This is a genomic window from Arthrobacter sp. P1_H7 (genome assembly GCF_056405215.1).
Map to the genome: position 1 here is coordinate 117,802 of NZ_JBFUCO010000009.1, position 21,363 is coordinate 139,164.

Genomic DNA, 21,363 nt, shown 5'->3' on the forward strand with positions numbered 1-21,363 from the left:
ACGCCTCGCAGTTACCGCAGTGAACCCATTCACTGCGAAAGGAAATGCGCATGCTGTTTTCCCCGATGACCCTCGGCGAGCTGGAACTGCCCAACCGGCTCGTCATGGCGCCGCTGACCCGTCTCCGTTCCGGCCAGGAAGGGATCCCGGGGCCCTTGGTTGCTGAGCACTACCGCCAGCGCGCCTCGCTCGGCCTGATCGTCAGCGAGGGCACCTACCCGAGCCCGGCCGGGCGCTCGTACCCGGGCCAGCCAGGCCTGGTGACCCCGGACCAGATTGCCGGCTGGAAGAAGGTCACGGAAGCCGTTCACGCCGAAGGCGGCCGGATCTTCGCGCAGATCATGCATGGTGGCCGGGTTTCGCACGAGGACATCACCGGCGGCCACCAAGTGGTTGCGCCGAGCGCCATCGCCGTCGAGGCAGAGACCCGCACGTCCAAGGGCAAGCAGGCGCACCCCGTGCCGCACGCCCTGACCACCGACGAACTGCCCGGCATCCTCCAGGAATTTGTCCAGGGATCGCTAAACGCGATCGAGGCAGGGTTCGACGGCGTGGAGCTGCACTCCGCCAACGGTTACCTGCTGCACGAATTCCTGGCGCCGTCATCGAACCAGCGTGACGACCTCTACGGCGGCTCCCCGGAGAACCGGGCGCGCTTCGTGATCGAGGTTGTGAAGGCTGTGGTTGAGGCCGTGGGCGCCGATCGCGTCGGCATCCGGATCTCACCGGAGCACAACGTCCAGGGCGCTCTTGAGTTGGATGCGGCCGATGCCCAGGAGACGTACGGCCGGCTGGTCGATGGCCTGGCTCCCCTCAACCTGGCCTACCTCAGCATCCTTCACAAGGAGCCCACGAGTTCGCTGGTCCAGGACCTCCGCGCGCGCTTCGGCGGAACCTTCCTCGTCAACACCGGCTTTGGCGTCATCACGACTCGAGATGAGGCAGTGGCGCTCGTGGCAGACGGTCACGCCGATGCCGTTGTCGTCGGGCGCCCGGCCATCGCGAACCCGGACCTCGCCCGCCGATGGCGCGAAGGCCTGCCCGTCAACGAGCCCGACCCCTCGACGTTCTACGCCGACGGCGCCACGGGCTACACGGACTACCCGGCCTACCAGAACTAGGGCAGACTGCGGGCGCGGCGCCGAGTCGCAGCGCCGCCGCGCAGCGCACGCTCGGCTGGACATGCTCAGCCGCAGTCACGATCAGTGGGCAGAATGCCATTCTGCCCACTGATCGCATTTAACAATGAGCATGTCCCTCGCAGTGCAGGTCCGAGACGGAACATGCTCCGCGGTGACATGTGTGGCTGGGCATGTCCCATTCCGCGTTCCCAGACCACCGGACATGTCCGGTCGCAGCCACGGGACATGTCCGGTCGCAGCCACGGCCAGTGGGCAGAATGCCATTCTGCCCACTGATCGCGCTCAACAATGAGCATGTCGCTCGCTGGTTTGGCCGAAGGCTGGACATGTCCCTCGCTGGAGTGTGCGGGTGGGCATGTCCCGTCCTGCATAGCGGGGCCACCGGACAGGTTCTCTGGAAGAATTGGCCACTGGACATGTCCCGTGGCTGGCGCCGGGATTGGGCATGTCCCCCTGGGCCCATGACGCGCAGCGAGGGGCATGCCCAATGGTGGGGCGGCAAATGGGCATGTCCCGGAGGGGATCTCGCCACGCCCGGTCCTATAGGATCTGAAGATGCAATTAGCTTCCACCGGCAGCCACTCTGAGGGGCGCCCCGCCGGCCGCGCCGTCAGCCGGCAGGTCCTGGCGGACCACGTCTATGAAGAACTCCTGGCGTCGCTGATGGATGGCCGGCTGGAACCCGGAACCGCGGTCAGCATCGACGGGACCGCCCGGGAACTCGACGTCTCGCCAACGCCCGTGCGGGAGGCGCTCGCCAGGCTGGAACACACCGGAATGGTGCGCCGCGTGGCTCTCAAGGGCTACCGGGTTGCTCCGGTGTTCACCCGGGAAGACTTCGCCGAGCTCATGGAAGCCCGGCTCGCGATCGAGCCCGTCAACGCCCGGCTGGCGTGTGCACGGCTCACGTCTGGCCACCTGGCCGAACTGGAGCGGGCTGTCGCCGATCTCAGGGGCGCCCCGCGCGGGCCGTCCTTTGCCGAATTCCGCGGCTACCTCGAGGCCGACGAACGGTTCCACCGGTTGATCGCGGAGCAGACGGGCAACCAGTTCATGGTGGCCGCCTACGCCGCCCTCGGCGGACAGATTCAGCGCTTCCGCCTGTTCGGGGGAGTGGGCATCACCGACGCCGACCACGCCATCGCCGAGCATCAGGCGGTCCTGGATGCCCTCGCGACGGGCGACCCGGAGAAGGCCGCAGCCGCCATGGCCGACCATGTGCGCAAGGTCCGCGGCCGGGCCATCGCCGACGCCCCGGCAGACTGACCGCCAAGCACTTTCACAGCCCTCTTCACACACGAAACCATCCCCTATAGGATCTTCGATTGTTGCGAGTGATCCCCGATGTGACCTTGACAACATCCTTTCGATAGTAAATCCTATAGGAAACAGGATTCCACGAAGGAGTGAACCCCATGGCCTATACAGCCGAAAACTGGCCCATCACAGCAGCGCTCCTGCAGTTCCCGGGAACCGATGCGCAGGGCAACCACATCAACGACGCCGACGCCTCCGCCTGGGCCGAGGTCCTCACCGAGGTCAAGGACGCCGGCTTTACCAATGCTGACCTCACGGACAGCTGGGTCCGCCCCGGCGACCTGAGCTCCGCCCGGCTTGCCGAGTTCAAGCAGACCGCGGACAACGTCGGCATCGGTATCCCCGTCATCTCGGCCATCCGCCGCAGTGTCATCGAGGAAGGAAACTGGGAAGCCAACCTGGCGTACAGCCACCGCACCATCGACGCCGCCGCCGAGCTGGGCTGCGAGGTTGTCTCGTTCGGACTGCACCAGGCCATCACCGCCGAGCAGCAGAAGCAGCTCTGGTTCTGGACCGTCGAAGGGTACAAGGACCCGGTGGGGGATAAGGCAACCTGGGGCAAGGCCGTAGGCCGCCTGCGCGAACTTGGCCGGCACGCGGCCGAGGTCGGCGTCCTGCTCTCGCTCGAAATGTACGAGGACACGTACCTGGGCACCGCGGATTCCTCGGTCCAGCTGGTCCAGGACATCGGTCTGGCCAACGTCGGCATCAACCCGGACATCGGCAACCTCATCCGGCTGCACCGCCCGATCGAGGACTGGCGCGAAATGGTCGCCAAGACCCTCCCGTACTCCAACTACTGGCACATGAAGAACTACATCCGCGACGAGGACGTCGCCCGGGACACTTACGTCGCGATGCCGGCCCCGATGGAAAGCGGCCTCATCAACTACCGCGAGGCGTTCAAGTCCGCACTCTCCGTCGGCTTCCAGGGCATCCTCTGCACCGAGCACTACGGCGGCGACGGCCTCAGCGTCACGGCCAGCAACCAGGACTACCTCCGCCGCCAGGTCCTGCCGAAGACCGACGGCTACGCCCTCGGCACCAGCCAGGTGGCCCAGGGCCGGCAACTGCCGGCAGCCACGGCACTCGCCAGCGTCTGAGTTCAGCGTCTGAAACCAGCCTCTGAAACCAGCGCCTGACCCGGCGCTGACCCGCGCTGGCACCGGCGCCCGGTGCGGCCGTCAAACCATTTGGGGGGCGGCCGCACCACCCCAGCTCTTTACCCACAGCATTAGTTCTCTAACACGGATTCAATGAGGAACCATGACCCAGATCTTCGACAATCCCGCTGATTTCGCGGATGAGGCACTGGACGGCTTCGTTGCGGCCAACCGCGGCTACGTGGCCCGGGTTGACGGCGGCGTCGTCCGCTCCACCGCAGTCCCGGCCGGTCAGGTGGCCCTGGTGGTCGGCGGCGGCTCCGGGCACTACCCGGCATTCGCCGGGCTCGTCGGGCCGGGACTGGCCACCGCCTCGGCCTGCGGCAACATGTTCGCCTCGCCCGCGGCCGGCCAGGTCTACCGCGTGGCCAAGGCGGCCAACGCCGGCGGTGGCGTGCTGCTGAGCTACGGCAACTACGCCGGCGACGTCCTGCACTTCGGCCAGGCCCAGCTGCGCCTCAACGCCGAAGGCATCGAAACCCGCACCGTCCTGGTCACCGACGACATCGCCAGCGCCCCGCTGGACCAGATCGAGAAGCGCCGCGGCATCGCCGGGGACCTGACAGTCTTCAAGATCGCCGGCGCCGCCGCGGAGGCGGGACTGAGCCTGGACGACGTCGAACGGCTGGCCATCCGGACCAACTACCGCACCCGCTCCCTCGGCGTGGCCTTCGACGGCTGCACCCTGCCCGGCGCGGAGGCGCCGCTGTTCTCGGTCCCCGCGGGGCACATGTCCTTGGGCCTGGGCATCCACGGCGAACCGGGGATCTCGGACCACCCCATGCCCACCGCCTCCGAGCTGGCCGAACTCCTGGTCACCCGGCTCCTGGCCGACAAACCGGACGACGCCGGCACCCGCGTGGTCGCAATCGTGAACGGCCTCGGCACGGTCAAGTACGACGAACTCTTCCTGCTGTTCGGCAAGATCGAAAAGCTCCTCACCGCCGCCGGGCTCACCGTCGTCGAACCCGAATGCGGCGAGCTCGTCACCAGCCTGGACATGTCCGGGCTGTCCCTGACCCTGCTGTGGCTGGACGAGGAACTCGAGCAGTACTGGGCCGCCCCGGCCGACACCCCGGCGTTCCGCAAGGGAAACCTGGCGCCCCGCGCCCGCCGCGAACTCGCCGGTCCGGACGCCGAGGAGACCGCCGACGTCGAACGGCCCACCGCTGCGGCGGCAGCCCTCGGCCACCTGGCCGCCGACTTGCTCGGCCAGGTGCGGGACGTGGTGATCGAGCATGAGGAAGAACTGGGCCGGCTCGATGCCATCGCCGGCGACGGCGACCACGGGATCGGCATGCGTCGCGGCGTGGACGCGGCAGTCACCGCGGCCGGACAGGCTGTCGCGAACGACGGCGGCGCCTCGCCGTCGCGGGTCCTGACCGCTGCGGGGGAGGCCTGGAGCGAACGCGCCGGCGGCACCTCGGGCGCGCTCTGGGGCTCGGCGATCATCGCCGCCGGACACGCCCTGGGCAACCAGGACAGCTACAGCGGCGAGGACGCGGCCGCGGCGGTCACGGCCTTCGTGGACGCCATCACCGCGCTCGGCAAGGCCGAGCCGGGGGACAAGACCATGGTGGACGCCCTCCTGCCGTTCCAGGACGCGTTCCTCTCCGCGTTCGACGCCGGCACACCGGTGGCCGTTTCCCTCGCCGCGGCGGCGTCCGCCGCCACAGCGGCCGCAGAGCGGACCGCCGGGCTGCGTCCGCTCAAAGGCCGGGCCCGCCCGCTCGCCGAGAAGAGCCTCGGCCACCCCGACCCCGGCGCGGTGTCCTTCGCCCTCATCGCCACCCGGATATCCACCCACACCGACACCGCAGACACAGCATCCCGGCCCGGCAACCCCGAGCCGGCGGAACAAGGAGCACAAGCATGAGCACAGCAACAGGCTGGCGCGTGGTCATCGGCAACGATGAGGCCGGCGTCGAATACAAGAACGCGCTGAAGGCGCTCCTCGAAGCCGACCCCCGCGTGGCGTCCGTACAGGACGTGGGCGTCGGCGCCAACGACTCCACCGCCTATCCGCACGTGGCCGTCGACGCCGCCCGCAAAATCGCCGACGGCGACGCCGACCGGGCGCTGCTGATCTGCGGCACCGGCCTGGGCGTGGCGATCGCGGCCAACAAGGTCCCCGGCATCCGCGCCGTCACGGCCCACGACAGCTACTCGGTGGAGCGGTCCGTCCTGAGCAACAACGCCCAGGTGCTCACGCTGGGGCAGCGCGTCATCGGGCTGGAACTGGCCAAGAAGCTCGTGGGCGAATGGCTGAGCCACCGCTTCGACGAAAACTCCTCCTCCGCCGCGAAGGTGGACGCCATCTGCTCGTACGAACCCGAATACACGAAGGCAGTCTGAACATGACCGAATCAACAGCAACCGCAGCCGCCATCAACGCCGCCCGCAAGATCGCCGTCGTCGGCTCCGGCTACATGGGCGGCGGGATCGCGCAGGTCCTGGCGCTCGGCGGCGCCCGGGTGGCGCTCGCGGATGTGTCCGCGGAAGTGGCCCAGAAGAACTACGAGCGGCTCCTGGCAGAATCCGACGAATTCGTTGCCGCCGGTCTCTTCCCGGAAGGCGCCACCGCCATCCTGAAGGAAAACCTCTGGGCCGCCAAGGACATCGAGGAGGCCGTGGCGGACGCCGACTTCATCGAAGAAGCCGTCCCCGAGGTCATCGAGATCAAGCACCAGACCCTCGCCCGCATCAGCGCGGCCGCCCGCCCGGACGCGATCATCGGGTCCAACACGTCCACGATCTCCATCGCCGACCTGTCCGAGCCGGTCACCAACCCGGAACGCTTCCTGGGCGTGCACTTCTCCAACCCGTCCCCGTTCATCCCCGGTGTGGAAATCATCCCCCACGCCGGCACCTCGGCCGCCACGGTCGGCGCCGTCCGCGACCTCGTGCACGCGGCCAACAAGCAGACCGCCGTCGTCAAGGACGTCACCGGATTCGTGCTCAACCGGCTCCAGTACGCGCTGTTCCACGAGGCCGCCCAGCTGGTGGAGCAGGAGATCGCGACCGCGGAGGACGTCGACACCCTGGTCCGCACGACCTTCGGCTTCCGGCTGCCGTTCTTCGGGCCGTTCGCGATCGCGGACATGGCCGGGCTGGACGTCTACAACTTCTGCTACAAGTCCCTCCAGACCGATTTGCCGGAACGGTTCGCCACCCCGAAGATCCTCACCGAACTGGTGGAGGCCGGAAAGCTGGGCACCAAGACCGGTGCGGGCTTCCTGAACGTCCCGTCGGAGCGCACACCGGAACTGATCGCCTACCGGAACAAGGCGTACGTGGCCATGCAGAAGCTCATCGACGAGCTCGGCCCCGCCCCCATCAGCTAATTCCCGTTCCCGTCTTCATCAAGGAGTACCCATGAGCATTTTCCCCACAGAACGCACCGCCATCATCACCGGCGCCGTGTCCGAGCGCGGCATCGGCCGCGCCACCGCCAACTACCTGGCGGCCCAGGGCTGGAACATCGGCATCATCGACCTCGATGACGCACTCTGCAAGGCGGCGGCCAAGGAACTGGCAGCCGAGCACGGCGTCAAGGCCTTCGGCGCCGGCGCCAATGTTTCCGACGAAGGCTCGGTCCGTGCGGCAATCGACGCCATCGAGGCGGAACTGCCGCAGATCGTCGCGCTCGCCAACGTGGCCGGCGTCAGCTCTCCGGTGCCGTACCTGGAACTCGACGCCGCGGAATGGGACCGGGTGCTGAACATCAACCTCAACGGCGTCCACTACGCCACCCGCCGCGTCGCGGAATCCATGGTGAAGAACAGGATCGGGCGCATCGTGAACATCTCCTCGGTCTCCGCGCAGCGTGGCGGCGGCACGTTCTCCAAGACGCCGTACTCCGTGGCGAAGGCCGGCGTGATCGGCCTGACCCGGGCCACGGCCCGTGAACTGGGCGAATACGACATCACGGTCAACGCCATCTCCCCGGGCCCCATCGACACCGACATCATGGGCGGCACCCTCAGCGAGGAACGCAAGGACGAACTCACCAAAGACCTCGTGGTCAACCGCGTTGGCTCCACCCGGGACATCGCAGCAGCTATCGCCTTCCTCATCAGCGAGGACGCCGGCTACATCTCCGGCCAGACGCTGAATGTCGATGGCGGACTCTACATGCACTAAGGAAGAAGCCTCGTGGCACAACACAGCCAAACCCCCGCATCCGGATTCGCCGCCTGGAGCAAGGGACGGAAGATCTACCTGGCCGTCGGGATCCTGGCCTGCGTGGCAGGCGTACTGATGATGGTTTTTTCGCGCTAGTTTTCTCCGATCGGATCCGGCCTGGCCTGCTTTGGCCGGCCGGATCCGGCGTGGCTGGCTCTGGCTGGTTCTGGCCTGATCCGGCCGCTCTCCACGCCACTGATTCACCCCACTGACTTACCCCACTGACTTACCCCACTGAGTTACACCGCTGATTGCTCGACGAGGAGTTTTTATGTCCGTAACAACAACGTCCACCCGGGACCTCCTGGAGACGCCGGTCCTTAAATCGGCCATCTCCAAGGCCTCCCGCCGGCTCATGCCCATGCTGGTGATCCTCTATGTGGTTGCCTTCCTGGACCGCACCAACGTGGGCTTCGCCGAGGCTGCCCTGGGCGTGGACAAAGGCATCACCGCCGGCGCCTACGCGCTGGGCGCGGGGATCTTCTTCATCGGGTACGCCCTGTTCGAAATCCCGAGCAACCTGCTCCTGACCAAGTTCGGGGCCAAGGTGTGGCTGGCCCGCATCGCCATCACGTGGGGCATCGTCTCGGCCTGCTTCGCGTTCGTCCAGGGCGAGACGTCCTTCATCATCCTGCGGTTCCTGCTGGGTGTCACCGAGGCCGGGCTGTTCCCCGGCGTCATCATGTTCCTGGCCGCATGGTTCCCCAACAAGGTCCGCGTCAAGATGTTCGCCATCTTCTACCTGGCCCAGCCGTTCTCCCAGATGCTGGGCGCCCCGCTGTCCGGCTGGCTGATCAACATCGGCGACCAAGTGCCCGGCGTCCAGGGCTGGCAGGTCATGTTCTTCGTCGAAGGCATGCTGGCGGTCATCGCCGGTATCGCCGCCTACTTCTTCCTGATCAACAGCCCGCAGGACGCCAAGTTCCTGAACAAGGACGAGAAGAACGCGCTCCTGGAAGTCATGGCCCTGGAGGACACCGTCAAGGAAGAGTCCGGCCCGCACGGCGTCCTGGCCGCCATGAAGAACGGCAAGGTCTGGTACTTCACCCTCATCTACTTCTGCCTGCAGATCGCCGTCTACGGCGTCACCTTCTACCTGCCGCAGCAGGTGGCCCAGCTGACCGGCCAGAAGGTGGGCATCGCCGTCGGCCTGATGGCAGCCATCCCGTGGTTCTTCGGCATCTTCGCCTGCTACTTCATCGGCAAGGCCGCGAACACCGTGATCCGCCGCCGGGTCTGGGGCACCGGGCTGTTCATCTCTACCGGACTCTGCATCTTCGGTTCCGCGTGGGCCGGCGCAAACCACATTCCGGCGCTCGGCATCATCTTCATCACCCTCGCCGTGTGCTCGTTCCTCTCCATCGGCCCCATCGCGTGGTCCTACCCGACGGCGTTCCTCACCGGGACGGCCGCGGCCGCGGGGATCGGCCTGATCAACTCGCTCGGCAACCTCGGCGGCTTCGTCGCGCCGATCCTGCGCACCTCGGTCAACCAGATCACCGCCTCGGAGACCGGGACCATGGGCGTCTATGCCCTCGGTGTGCTCCCGTTCCTGGCAGCGGCCATGATGTTCGCGACCCGCCGCTTCAAGAACAAGGCCGACGAGCTGCTGGAGCAGTAAAGGCCCCCGGCCTCTCTTCCAGCGCGACGTCCGGCGCCCATCCACTGGATCCAGCAGAAAGCACCAACAATGCAGCAGAGCCCCGGCAGCCAGACCTCCAGCACCCGCATCCTGGTGGGGGTCAGCACCAAGATGTACCTCGGCTACCGGGACAGCCTGGACTGGCTGGAACGGCTGCAGCACGAAGTGGACACCCGCCCGGCCCTCGCGGCCGGGCGGGTTGTCCCGTTTGTCATTCCGTCCTTCCCCGTCCTGCCCGCGGCGGCTCGGCTCCTGGCGGGTGCCCCACTGCTGCTCGGCGCGCAGAACTGCGGCTGGGCGGACGGGCCCTGGACCGGGGAAGTGGCCCCGTCCATGCTCGCGGAACTCGGCGTCCGGCTCGTGGAGATCGGCCATGCCGAACGCCGGCGGCACTTCAACGAGGACGATGCCATGGTGGCCCGCAAGGTCCGGGCGGCGGACGAGGCCGGGCTCACCCCGCTGCTGTGCGTGGGGGAGCACGGCGGCGGGCAGCCGGCGGCCGCGGCGGATTTTGTGTACCGCCAGATCGAGTCGGCCGTCGACGGCGACTGGGACCTCGCCGGGCGCCTGGTGGTGGCGTACGAACCGGTCTGGGCCATCGGCGCGGCCGAGCCCGCCGCCGCCGCGTACGTGTCCGACGTCGTCCAGCGGCTCCGGGACCAGCTCACCACCGCCGGCGTGCCGGGGCTGCCGGTCATCTACGGCGGATCGGCCAAACCCGGACTGCTGCCAACCCTTGAGGGCGTCTCCGGCCTGTTCCTGGGCCGGTTCGCGCACGACCCGGTGAATTTCGGCACGGTGCTGGATGAGGCGCTCCTGCTGGCTGGAGGCTTCCCCGCGACGGACCCCGCCACCGCGGGACATGTCCAGCCTTGACCGCGGGCAATGGGCATGAGGCCTTGATGTCCGTGTCTCGAGGCCAAGTATGAGCCTGTCCCCTGGGGTGGGCCGGCGAAGGATGGGCATGTTCCGTGGGGTGGCTGGCGAAGAGTGGACATGTCCAGCCTTGGCCGTGACAAGTGGGCAGGATGCCATTGTGCCCACGGTTGGCTCCTAAGAATGGGCATGTCCCGCGGGTGGGCAGACGTGGCTCAGAACGCACCACGGGACATGTCCAGCGTTGGCCGCCAGCGATGGGCACGATGCCTTGATGTCCGTCGCCGGAGGCCAAGAATGAGCATGTGCCTCGTCGGAGGGTGCGGGACACCGAAGAATGAGCATGTCCCCTCGGGTTAGGGGCGGACTGACCTTTGGCACAGGCCGATGAAGCCGCCGAGCTGCTCCAGGCCCTCCGGATGCGTGGGCAGGTAGTTGGTCAGTTCGGGTGCGCGGACGATCACGGCACGCCATTGGCCGCGGGACACCGCCACATTGATCCGGTTCCGCGAGAGCAGGAACTCCATGCCCCGCGGGGCCTCGGCTACCGCAGAACATGCCATGGACACAATCACGACCGCGGCCTCCTGGCCCTGGAACTTATCCACGGTCCCCACCCGCACGCCGGAGAGATTCGCGGCGTCCAGGGCATCGCGGATGACGTTGACCTGGGCGTTGTAGGCGGCCACCACCAGAATGTCGGATGCCTCCAATGGCCGGGCTCCATCTGCGGTGTGCCAGGAAAGGCCCAAATGGCGGCGCACCTGCCCGACGACCTCGGCAGCCTCCTCGGTCGACGACGTCGTGTTCCCGCTGTGCGGCACCATCACCGTCTCAATCCCCGCGGGCACACCCTCCAGACGGCGCAGATCCGCGGACGGGGCGGAACGCAACCGGCCTTCGTAGGACAATTCCGAGACGGCCAGGCACAGCTCGGAGTTCATCCGCCATGAGTCGGCCAAGAAGTAGCCAAGCTCGGGCGGCAGCGTGGCGTGGCCTGCGGAAATCCAGCCCAGCGCCGACTCGTCGACCGGCTCGGGGTGCCTGCCCTGGCTGACCTGCGGCAGCTGCTGCGGGTCGCCGAGCAAGAGCAGCCGGCTGCTGGCCTGCGCCACGGCGAGAGTGTTGGCCAGCGAGAACTGGCCGGCCTCGTCGATCACCAGGAGATCCAGGGAGCCGGCCGGGACGGTGGCGCCGGTCATCGTCCACGCCGTCCCGCCGACGAGGGCGCCTCCAGGCGCACCCAGCAGCTCCGCAACGTCCTTGCCGGTGCGGCGGGCCCACGGCAGGGCGTCGTTGTGCTTCACGTCTTTGGCCACCAGCACCGGGTCGACTCCGGCCTTGGTGACAGCCGTCTTCAGCAGGTTCTCCACCACCGCGTGGGACTGGCCGACGACACCGACCTTCCAGCCGCGGGCCACGAGCCGGGCGATGACGTGGGACCCCACATGGGTCTTGCCCGTTCCGGGTGGACCCTGCACTGCCAGGTAGGAGTGGTCAAGGGCCAGCACCGCCGCCGTGATGGCTTCAATGAAGCGGCCCGGTCCGCCACCAGGCTGCGGCAGTGAAGCTCCGGCGGCCAGCCTTGGCGGCTGACGCCGGACCAGGTCAAGCGCAGGATGGCGGGGGAGGGATCCGGACCCCAGGCCGGCGACCACCGTGTCAGCGAGGGCTGCCAGTGCTTGCTCGAGGCTCTTGGTGGCGAGGGGTTGGTCTTCCGTCAGCGCAATGGGGAGGTCATTGTGGGGCGGTATCTTCCGGTGCAGCCGGTCCCGGATGATGACGGTGTCCTTGCCGTCCTCATGCCCCAGCTCCAGGACCTCCGTGCCGAACCATCCGCTCCGTCCGGTTCCGTTCTTGCCTGTACCCTCCAGCCCGGCGGGAAGAGGCAGCTCATACATGCGGAACCACTTGCTGCCCTCGCGGAGGTCCGATCCGGGACTCACGGAGCCGGACAGCTTGACCCGCCGCTCCGGAAGCTTGGTCCCCGTCTGTTGCCAGTCGTCGAGGATTTCCGCGGAATCGACGAGGAAGACGTTCCGGTCGCGTTCGTGCGTGTCCGGACCGTGCTCGCACCGGTCGAAGTGCGCCCACCAGAACGACTTGCGCTCCCGGCGGTGGTAGCTCACGGCCGCGGCCAGCATGGCGACGGCCTTACGGTCGTCCTCGGACAAGCCGCTGCCCGGCTCAGCGAATTGCAAAAGTGCCAGCTCAGCCGGGTCAAGCACGGCATCGGCTCCTGCCGAGCCGCCGCCGTCGGGGCCCGCCTCCGCTACTTCCTCCGCGCCGGACGCGGCGCCAGTCCGGACGGGGCCGGACCCGGCGGGGCCCGCCTCCGCGGCGTCCGGCTCCAGCCGGCGTTCCTTGGCCAGCCCGAGCAGCCAGTTCCGGAGCTCCAGCGTGGAGAGGCAGTCGTATTCGTTGTAGTCCGAGATCCCGGCGAGGATTGTGGCCGCTTCGTCGGGCCGCTCATTGTCCCTCGCGTCGCAGAACCGTGCGTAGGCAATCACGGAGGCGCCGGCGTCCTTCACGTCGCCGGTTCGAAGGTTCGTCCCCATGTAGAGCGGCTCGAGCTTCTTGATGCTGTACGAGTTCTCGGAGATCCTGATGCTGTTCCGGACCGTTTGGTACAGGTCCACCAGCAGGCCTTCGCGGAGCCACTCGTCCACGATGTCCTCCCCGGCAACATGCATCACCGAGAGTTTTCGAAGCGCCGTCTTTTCATACGGTGCGTAGTGGTAGACGTGCATGTCCGGGTGCTCCCGGCGGCGTTTCTCGACATAGTCAAGGAAATCGAGGAACGCCTGCTTCTCCGCCTTCCGGCTGTGGGCCCAGAATGGCCGGAAAATCCCCGGACTGCCCGGCTCGGTGGGCGCCTCGATCACGCCGAACAGGTACTCGAGCCCCCACACCGCCGTGGCGCGATCCTGCCACAGCGGATCGCCCTCGAAGTCGAAGAAGATATCGCCTGGGCTCGGTGGGGGCAGCTCGGCCAGGGTGTTCCCGGGCAGGACGCCGTAGCGGATGGTGTGCTCTTCGCCGTCCTTGAGGTAGCAGACTGCTCCGTCGGCAGGGCCAACGCCGCTCTGCATCCGTGCCTGTTCCTGCAGGCGCAGGAGCGTAGGGGTGGGCTTGGCCAGCGTCGCTTGCGCCAGGTCAGTGACTGTCCAAATCCCACGTTCGTGGAGGTTCTTGCGCTGCACGGAGTTCATCCGGGCCACGAGGAGGAGATCGTCGGTGGCTTTGACTTGCTCCTGGCAGTAATCGCAGCGTCCGCAGGCGGTGAGCCCGGGCGCGCCCCAGCCCACTGTTCCCGGCTGTGCGATGTGCGCGGCGGTCAGCGCGAGGAAACGATCGCGCCGCTCACGGAAAACCGGCAGGATCTCGGAGAGTTTGTGGTGGCTTCGCACGTAGTCGAATCCGCCATAGGCCAGCTGCACCGTCGAGCCAAGAACGAGTGTCACCGCCGGATCCACCGGGACTCCGGCCTTCAGCAGCTGCTCGCCGTAGGCGGCCAGCTGCAGCAAGGCGGTCACCTTCGCGTGGCGGGCCAGTTTGGTGTCAAACACGGCATAGCAACCGTCGTCCTGCCGCACGAGGAAGTCGGAGCGGCCGTGGAACTGGCCATCGAAGAAGGCGGCCTGGAAGACGACGTCGGCCCCCGCGCGCAGCGCTCCGATGGATTCGGCGTGCTTGGCCGCCAGCGTGGCGCGGTCCATCGTGGAGGCAGTGGCGACGTCGTACACGCCGTGCCCGGTGGCCGGATCCCAGGGACCGAACTCCGCAACGAAATCGTTAAGGACTTTGCGCTCGTGGAGGTCACCCAACACCGCTGCATGCTTGAGCATCTCGTCGTCTTCGAACGTAGCCCTGGGGCAGCGGCCCAGCTTCTCGTCGAGTTTCCGCAGCAGCTGATACTCGCAACTCGCGGCCACCACGAGGTCGCTCGCGGAGTAGACCAGGTCCGGTGACGAGCCCGGTACCTCAGGTTCAAGAAAAAACACTGTGCCCCCGTTGTTGGTGCCCCCGTTGTTGTTGACCTCCGCTATTCAAGCTATCAAAGCCCTCTGACAATCAAGCACCAGCCAGGAAGCGGGTACCAGGCATCTGTAAAGAGGCTAGGTACCGCTGGTTCCTGTCGTAGGACCGGCGTAGGGTCTGAGGACTATGACCGAACAGCAACCCTATGAGCTGGTCCAGCGCTACGCGCACTTCGAGCTGCGCCGCTATCCTCCGTACGCTGTGGCGGAAATAGAGGTCAGCGCGACGTTCGACCGCGCCGGGAATGCCGCCTTCCGGCACCTGTTCAACTACATCAGCGGCAGCAACACGGCGCAACGGAAGCTGGCGATGACGGCTCCGGTGATCCAGGGGCCCGGGCCTTCGCAAAAGCTGGCGATGACCGCCCCGGTACTGCAAAGCGGCCCGCTGCCGGGAAGCGCAGAGCCCGCTGATTTCATTGTTGCCTTTGTGCTCCCCGCTGGGGTGACGGCGGAGACGGCGCCGGTCCCGGCGAACCCCGACGTCAGAGTCCGGGCCTTGCCAGGATCCCTGGCGGCCGCCCTTCGGTTCTCGGGCAGCGGGTCGGAGGCGGCCTTTCGACGGCGAAACGACGGCCTCCAGGAGGCACTGAAGCTAGCCGGGCTGAAGGCCGTAGGGCCGCCACGGTTCGCCCGCTTTGATCCGCCGTTCAAGCCGTGGTTCCTGCGCCGCAACGAGGTTGTTCAGGACGTGCAGGAGCCCCTTTCTCCTCCGGGCGAGCCCGGCCGCTGACCTAGGTAAGGCAAAATGACAGGGTGACCCAACTCCCGCAGCGCCCCGCCTCACCTGTCTCGCCCGCCTCCGGACCGTCCCCAAAGACCGGCTCACCAAAGACCGGCTCACCAAAGTTCGGCTCACCACAGACCGGCACGCCGCACGCCCAGGAGTCCGGCATCGCCGCCCAGATCGCCGGCGAGCTCGGCGTCCTGCCCTGGCAGGTCAGGGCCGCCGTGGACCTGCTCGACGCCGGGTCCACCGTGCCCTTCATCGCCCGCTACCGCAAGGAAGCCACCGGGACGCTGGACGATACCCAGCTCCGCGAGCTGGAGGAGCGGCTGCGCTATTTGCGCGAGCTTGAGGACCGCCGCCGGACTATCCTCGAAGCGATTGCCGCCCAGGGTGCGCTGACCCCGGAACTGCAGGCCGCCGTCGTCGGCGCCGACACGAAATCGCGGCTGGAGGACATCTACCTCCCGTTCAAAACCAAGCGGCGCACCAAGGCGCAGATCGCCCGTGAAGCCGGGCTGGAACCGCTCGCCGACGCCCTGCTCAAGCGCCCGGAACTGGACCCGGACCGCGAAGCCGCCAAATTCCTCAACGCCGAACACTCGATCGGGGACGCGGCCGCAGCGCTCGCCGGCGCCCGCTCCATCCTGGTGGAACGCGTCGCCCAGGATGCCGACCTGGCCGCCACGCTCCGGGAACGGCTGTGGACCCAGGGCCGGATGGTGTCCCGCGTGAAGAAAGGCAAAGAAGCCGAGGGCCAGAAATTCAAGGACTACTTCGAGTTCTCCCAGCAGCCGGCCGGAATGCCCTCGCACCGCGTCCTGGCGCTGCTGCGCGGCGAAAAGGACGGAGCCCTGGAGCTGGATCTCGCCGAGGCTGATCCGAACGACGACGCCGCCCTCACGGCCGCGCGCGGCCGCTACGAAGCCGCCGTGGCCAGGTTCCTTGGGGTTGCCGACCGCGGCCGGCCCGCCGACGCCTGGCTGCTGCAGACCGCACAGCTGGCCTGGCGCTCGCGGGTCCTGGCGCGGCTGAGGGCGGATCTGCGGAGCCGGATGTTCGCCGCCGCCGAGGACGAGGCCGTGCGCGTGTTCGCCGCGAACCTGCGCGATGTGCTGCTGGCCGCGCCGGCCGGGAACCGCGCCACCCTGGGCCTGGACCCGGGACTGCGCACCGGCGTCAAGGTCGCCGTGGTGGACGGCACCGGCAAGGTGGTCGCGACGGACACCGTCTACCCGCACGCCCCTGCCCGGAAATGGGACGAGGCGCTGCGGACCCTCGTGGGCCTGGCGACGAAGCACGGCGTGGAACTCGTCGCGATCGGCAACGGCACCGCGTCGAGGGAGACGGACAAGCTCGCCGCCGAACTGCTCAAGCAGCTCTCCTCCGGGTCAGAAAACAAGCCGCAGAAAATTGTGGTGTCCGAGGCCGGGGCGTCGGTGTATTCGGCGTCGGCGCTCGCCGCGGCGGAGCTGCCCGGCATGGACGTGTCCCTGCGCGGGGCCGTCTCGATCGCCCGGCGGCTGCAGGACCCGCTCGCGGAGCTGGTGAAAATTGAGCCGAAATCGATCGGCGTCGGGCAGTACCAGCACGACGTCACGGCCGCGAAGCTGGACCGCAGCCTGGACGCGGTGGTGGAGGACTGCGTGAACGCGGTTGGCGTGGACGTCAACACCGCCTCGCCCGCACTGCTGAGCCGGGTGGCCGGGGTCGGGCCGCTGCTGAGCGAGAACATTGTGGCGTACCGGAACGAGCACGGGCCCTTCACCAAGCGCAGCGAGCTGAAGAAGGTCCCGCGGCTGGGCGCCAAGGCGTTTGAACAGTGCGCCGGCTTCCTGCGGATCACCGGGGGAGCGGAGCCGCTGGACGCCTCCAGCGTGCACCCGGAGGCCTACCCCGTGGCCCGGAAAATCAAGGCCGCCGCGGGCAAAGCGCCGGCCGCGGGAAGCTATGCGGCGCTGAACCCGCAGGACTTCGTGGACGGCTCCTTCGGCCTGCCCACCGTGCAGGACATCATCGCCGAGCTCGAGAAGCCGGGCCGCGACCCGCGTCCCGCCTTCGCGGCGGCCGCGTTCTCGGAAGGCATCGAGAAGATCTCGGACCTCAGGCCCGGCATGGTGCTGGAAGGAACGGTGACCAACGTGGCGGCTTTCGGCGCGTTCGTCGACGTCGGGGTGCACCAGGACGGGCTCGTGCACGTGTCGGCCCTGGCGTCCCGCTTTGTCTCCGACCCCCGTGAGGTGGTGAAATCCGGGCAGGTGGTCCGGGTCAAGGTGCTCGAGGCGGATCCGGAGCGCAAGCGCATCTCGCTCACCCTCAGGCTCGACGACGAACCGGCCTCCGGTGATCGTGCGGCGGGCGGGCGTGCGGCGGGCGGCCGCACTGCCGGAGATCGCCCGGCTGGCGGTCGCGCGGACTCGCGGCCGGAACGTCCGCGGCAGCCGGCGTCGCAGGCGGCGTCGAAACAGCCGTCGAATCAGCCGTCGAAACAGCCGGCCGGAAAGCAGCCATCCGGGAAACCGGCACCCGACCGGCGGACGCCGGCCAGGCAACCGCAGAAGCCGACCCCCACGCCGTCGCCGGTCAACACGGCGATGGCCGAGGCGCTCCGGAAGGCCGGCCTGGGCAAGTAGCGCTCCACGGGGCGCGGCTGCCGCACCGCGCCTGCCGTTCGTCGCGGATTCCCTACCGCTCGGCGCATAACTAGTACGTTTGCTGACGATTTGCACCATGATTGCCGGAGGCAACGGCCCTCTGCCGGAAGCTCGGTCAGAGGCCCTGGCAGGGGGCCGTTTCCGCAATGTGCTGGACACCGATGTCGTTGACGAGCAGGGGAGTACTTATGGGTTGGCTGGACCGCGAACGAACCATCGCCCCGCCCGGATTTAACCGGTGGCTCGTACCCCCGGCAGCCCTCGCGGTGCACCTGTGCATCGGCCAGGCCTACGCGACGAGCGTCTACAAGACCGCGCTGGTGAAGCACTTCGGCGCTAGCCTGACCGAGATCGGCGTGATCTTCTCAGTTGCGATCGTGATGCTGGGCCTCTCGGCCGCCATCATGGGCACCTGGGTGGACAGGAACGGGCCCCGCAAGGCGATGTTCACCTCCGCCGCGTTCTGGGCCGGCGGCTTCCTGATCGGCTCCCTGGGCATCTTCAGCCACCAGCTCTGGCTCGTCTACCTCGGCTACGGCGTCGTCGGCGGCATCGGCCTGGGGATCGGTTACATCTCCCCGGTGTCCACCCTGATCAAATGGTTCCCGGACCGGCCCGGACTGGCCACAGGCATGGCGATCATGGGGTTCGGCGGTGGCGCGCTGATCGCCAGCCCGGTCTCCACGGCCCTGCTGAAGATGTACGATCCCAACTCCGGGGCCAAGGGCTGGGTGGCCAGTGGCGAGTCGGTGGGCAAGCTCTTCCTGACCCTCGCCGTCGTCTATCTGGCCTACATGATGTTCGGCGCGTTCACCATCAAAGTCCCGGCCGAGGGATGGAAACCGGCAGGTTTCGACCCCGCAAAGGTCAAGGCCGCCTCGCTGGTCACCACGGAGAACGTCTCGGCCCGGAACGCGGTCAAGACCAGGCAGTTCTGGCTCGTCTGGATCGCCCTGTTCTGCAATGTCACGGCGGGGATCGGCATCCTTGAACAGGCCGCCCCGATGATCCAGGACTTCTTCCGCCAGCCCGACGGCACGTCCCTGGCCAGCGCCGCGGTGGCCGCCGGCTTCGTGGGGTTGCTCTCGATCGGCAACATGTCGGGCCGCTTTGCCTGGTCCGCCACCTCCGATGTCACCGGCCGCAAGCGCATCTACATGGTCTACCTCGGCGTCGGTGCGCTGCTCTACACCGTGCTGGCGCTGACCGGCTCGACGTCGACTGTCCTCTATGTGGCCCTCGCGTTCGTCATCATCTCCTTCTACGGCGGCGGGTTCGCCACGGCCCCCGCCTACCTGCGCGACCTCTTCGGCACTTTCCAGGTCGGCGCCATCCACGGCCGGCTCCTGACGGCCTGGTCCGCGGCGGGCGTCGCCGGGCCGCTGATCGTCAACGCTTTCCTGGACGCGCAGGGCAAGCCCGGAGCGCTCAACGCCGCGTCCTACCAGCCCGCCTTGCTGACCATGGTGGGGCTGCTGGTGATCGGCTTCGTGGCGAACCTATTGGTCTCGCCGGTGGACGCACGATTCCACGAACCACGTCCTGGCCGCGTCCGGTCCGAAGAACCTGCCTTGGAGGGCTGAAATGAGTAGTGCACAGACACCGGTGACACCGTCCACCGGGAAGTTGGTCATCGCCTGGGCGCTTGTCGGCGTGCCGCTCGCCTATGGCGTCTATGAGACCCTCACCCGCGTGGCGGCCCTGTTTGGCTGACACCGTGGTGACAGAAATGTTCGGTGGTCGTCCTAACGCAGTGAGTGTGCCGTTCACACGCCCGGAGGCGTTCACCACCCGCCCCACGCTGCAAGGCACCTTCGGGATGAGCGCGTCCACGCACTGGCTGTCGACGGCGGCGGCCCAGGCCGTGTTGGAGCGCGGCGGGAACGCCTTCGACGCCGCGGTGGCGGGAGCGTTCGTGCTCCATGTGGTGGAGCCGCACCTCAACGGGCCCGGCGGAGACATGACCGGGATCTTCGTCACCGCGGACCGGCCGGAGCAGCCCATAGTCCTAATGGGGCAGGGCCCGGCGCCGGCCGGGGCCACGGTGGAGCACTACGTTGCAGAAGGCCTGGACCTCGTTCCAGGCTCGGGTGCCTTGGCCGCCGCGGTGCCTGCCGCCGTCGACGCCTGGCTCCTGCTGCTGCGTGACCACGGGACGTGGGAGCTGGACGCGGTGCTGGACTTCGCGATCGGCTACGCCCGGGACGGGCACCCGATGCTCGGCCGGGTCGGAACCACCATCGCGGCCGTGTCCGCGCTGTTCCAGGCGCATTGGCCCACGTCGGCTGAGCTGTGGATGCCGGGTGGCCGAATCCCGGTTGAGGGTGAGCTGGTGTGGAACCCGGCCTATGCCCGCACCCTGGAACGGCTCGTGCAGGCCGGAGTTAAGGAATCCACCCGCGAGGCGGGAATTGATGCGGCCCGCCGCGAGTGGCGGGAGGGGTTCGTGGCCCGCGCCATGGCGGATTCGGTTCAGTCCCCGCACCGGCATTCCTCGGGCACGGACCACCGCGGAGTGCTCGCCCTGGACGATCTGGCCGGATTCGAAGCCGGGTATGAGCCCGCCGCCACCGTCGAGTTCCGGGGCCACGCGATCGCCAAGACCGGGCCGTGGGGCCAGGGGCCGGCGCTGCTGCAGACCCTGGCCATCCTGTCCGGGTTCGAGGACCGGTTCCTTGATCCGTCCACCGAGCTAGGGGCGCACACCATCCTGGAGGCGCAGAAGCTCGCGCTCGCGGACCGTGAGGCGTACTACGGCGACACGGACGTGCCGCTGGACTACCTCTTGTCGGAGGACTATTGCGCCGGCCGCCGGGCCTTGATCACGGAGCGGGCGTCCCACGAGTTCCGGCCCGGCACTGTGCCCGGGCGGGAGCCGTTCCGGCCACCACTGCGTACCGACTACACGCCGCCGGCGCTCGCAGGGGATGCGTCCGCGGCCTCCGCGGCCGGCCTCGGCGTCGGCGAGCCCACCGTGGCGCCGACGGGGGAGACCCGCGGCGATACGTGCCATATCGACGTCGTGGACCGCTGGGGCAACATGGTCTCCGCGACTCCGTCCGGCGGCTGGCTGCAATCCTCCCCGGCGATCCCGGAGCTGGGCTTCTGCCTGGGGACGCGGCTGCAGATGACCTGGCTGGAGCCCGGGACGCCGTCCACGCTGACGCCCGGCAAACGCCCGCGCACCACGCTGACGCCGACTCTCGTGCTGCGGGACGGCCACGCCGTGGCCGCGCTGGGTTCGCCCGGCGGCGACCAGCAGGACCAGTGGCAGCTGCCGTACCTGTTGCGGACCATCGTGGGCGGGTACTCGCCGCAGCAGGCCATCGACGCGCCGACCTTCCATACGACGTCGATGCCCGGGTCCTTCTGGCCGCGCACCTGGGAGCCCGGCGGCGCCGTCGTCGAGGACCGGCTTGGGGAGGACGTCATCGAAGGTCTGGAGCGGCGCGGGCATGTGGTCAGCCGGGCCGGTGACTGGGCGCTGGGGCGATTGTCCGCCGTCGTGCGGGATCCTGAGACCGGGGTCCTGCAGGCTGCCGCGAATCCGCGTGGTGCGCAGGGGTACGCGGCGGGCCGGTAGCAGTTGCGGCGCTCACCTGGCGGGTGGGGTGAAT

Annotated in this window: 16 protein-coding genes; 15 read left to right on the plus strand and 1 reads right to left on the minus strand. The window is 68.1% G+C overall.

The genetic code is table 11. The features are described from left to right. Positions 1-50 precede the first annotated feature (50 nt). From AC1DXI_RS10790 to AC1DXI_RS10835, 10 genes are all read left to right on the plus strand, one after another. Positions 51-1,121, plus strand: coding sequence for an alkene reductase (locus AC1DXI_RS10790; RefSeq protein WP_476938593.1), 1,071 nt, complete (start codon positions 51-53; stop codon positions 1,119-1,121). 576 nt (positions 1,122-1,697) lie between these two features. Beyond that, a complete protein-coding gene (locus AC1DXI_RS10795) occupies positions 1,698-2,408 on the plus strand; it encodes a GntR family transcriptional regulator (protein ID WP_476938594.1) in 711 nt (236 codons plus the stop codon). A 149-nt stretch (positions 2,409-2,557) separates the two neighbouring features. Further along, on the plus strand, positions 2,558-3,562 hold the full coding sequence (locus AC1DXI_RS10800; protein ID WP_476938595.1) for a sugar phosphate isomerase/epimerase family protein: 1,005 nt from the start codon (positions 2,558-2,560) through the stop codon (positions 3,560-3,562). 163 nt (positions 3,563-3,725) lie between these two features. Then, complete coding sequence (dhaL, locus tag AC1DXI_RS10805) at positions 3,726-5,498, plus strand: dihydroxyacetone kinase subunit DhaL (protein ID WP_476938596.1); 1,773 nt, start codon at positions 3,726-3,728, stop codon at positions 5,496-5,498. Next, on the plus strand, positions 5,495-5,977 hold the full coding sequence (locus AC1DXI_RS10810; RefSeq protein ID WP_018775886.1) for a ribose-5-phosphate isomerase: 483 nt from the start codon (positions 5,495-5,497) through the stop codon (positions 5,975-5,977). The genes dhaL and AC1DXI_RS10810 overlap by 4 nt, the downstream gene beginning before the upstream one ends. Positions 5,978-5,979: 2 nt before the next feature. Further along, positions 5,980-6,966, plus strand: coding sequence for a 3-hydroxyacyl-CoA dehydrogenase family protein (locus tag AC1DXI_RS10815; protein ID WP_476938597.1), 987 nt, complete (start codon positions 5,980-5,982; stop codon positions 6,964-6,966). 31 nt (positions 6,967-6,997) lie between these two features. Further along, positions 6,998-7,765: an SDR family NAD(P)-dependent oxidoreductase gene (locus AC1DXI_RS10820; RefSeq protein ID WP_476938598.1), complete on the plus strand. Its 768-nt coding sequence runs from the start codon at positions 6,998-7,000 to the stop codon at positions 7,763-7,765. Positions 7,766-7,777: 12 nt separating this feature from the next. Beyond that, positions 7,778-7,903: a hypothetical protein gene (locus AC1DXI_RS10825; protein WP_018775883.1), complete on the plus strand. Its 126-nt coding sequence runs from the start codon at positions 7,778-7,780 to the stop codon at positions 7,901-7,903. 175 nt (positions 7,904-8,078) lie between these two features. Continuing rightward, the gene (locus tag AC1DXI_RS10830) at positions 8,079-9,428 is read left to right on the plus strand and encodes an MFS transporter (protein ID WP_476938599.1); all 1,350 of its coding nucleotides are present in this window, start codon (positions 8,079-8,081) and stop codon (positions 9,426-9,428) included. Between the two features lie 69 nt (positions 9,429-9,497). Beyond that, complete coding sequence (locus AC1DXI_RS10835) at positions 9,498-10,325, plus strand: triose-phosphate isomerase (RefSeq protein WP_476938600.1); 828 nt, start codon at positions 9,498-9,500, stop codon at positions 10,323-10,325. Positions 10,326-10,681: 356 nt separating this feature from the next. Here the strand turns inward: AC1DXI_RS10835 and AC1DXI_RS10840 are convergent, their stop codons facing one another. Beyond that, positions 10,682-14,329, minus strand: a complete 3,648-nt coding sequence (locus tag AC1DXI_RS10840) for a TM0106 family RecB-like putative nuclease (RefSeq protein ID WP_476938601.1) — start codon at positions 14,327-14,329, stop codon at positions 10,682-10,684. Between the two features lie 163 nt (positions 14,330-14,492). Here AC1DXI_RS10840 and AC1DXI_RS10845 point away from each other — a divergent pair, with 163 nt between their 5' ends. The 5 genes from AC1DXI_RS10845 to AC1DXI_RS10865 all read left to right on the plus strand — a co-directional run bounded on the left by AC1DXI_RS10845 (position 14,493) and on the right by AC1DXI_RS10865 (position 21,329). Then, positions 14,493-15,098, plus strand: a complete 606-nt coding sequence (locus tag AC1DXI_RS10845; protein ID WP_476938602.1) for an SOUL family heme-binding protein — start codon at positions 14,493-14,495, stop codon at positions 15,096-15,098. Between the two features lie 23 nt (positions 15,099-15,121). Continuing rightward, positions 15,122-17,725 carry a Tex family protein gene (locus tag AC1DXI_RS10850; RefSeq protein WP_476938603.1) on the plus strand — a complete coding sequence of 868 codons (2,604 nt, stop codon included), beginning with the start codon at positions 15,122-15,124 and terminating at the stop codon, positions 17,723-17,725. Positions 17,726-17,934: 209 nt separating this feature from the next. Next, positions 17,935-19,329 carry an OFA family MFS transporter gene (locus tag AC1DXI_RS10855; RefSeq protein WP_476938604.1) on the plus strand — a complete coding sequence of 465 codons (1,395 nt, stop codon included), beginning with the start codon at positions 17,935-17,937 and terminating at the stop codon, positions 19,327-19,329. Position 19,330: 1 nt separating this feature from the next. Beyond that, entirely contained in the window at positions 19,331-19,459 is a 129-nt protein-coding gene (locus AC1DXI_RS10860; RefSeq protein ID WP_269210556.1) for an MFS transporter small subunit, read from the plus strand. 16 nt (positions 19,460-19,475) lie between these two features. Continuing rightward, on the plus strand, positions 19,476-21,329 hold the full coding sequence (locus AC1DXI_RS10865) for a gamma-glutamyltransferase family protein (RefSeq protein WP_476938622.1): 1,854 nt from the start codon (positions 19,476-19,478) through the stop codon (positions 21,327-21,329). Positions 21,330-21,363: the final 34 nt, after the last annotated feature.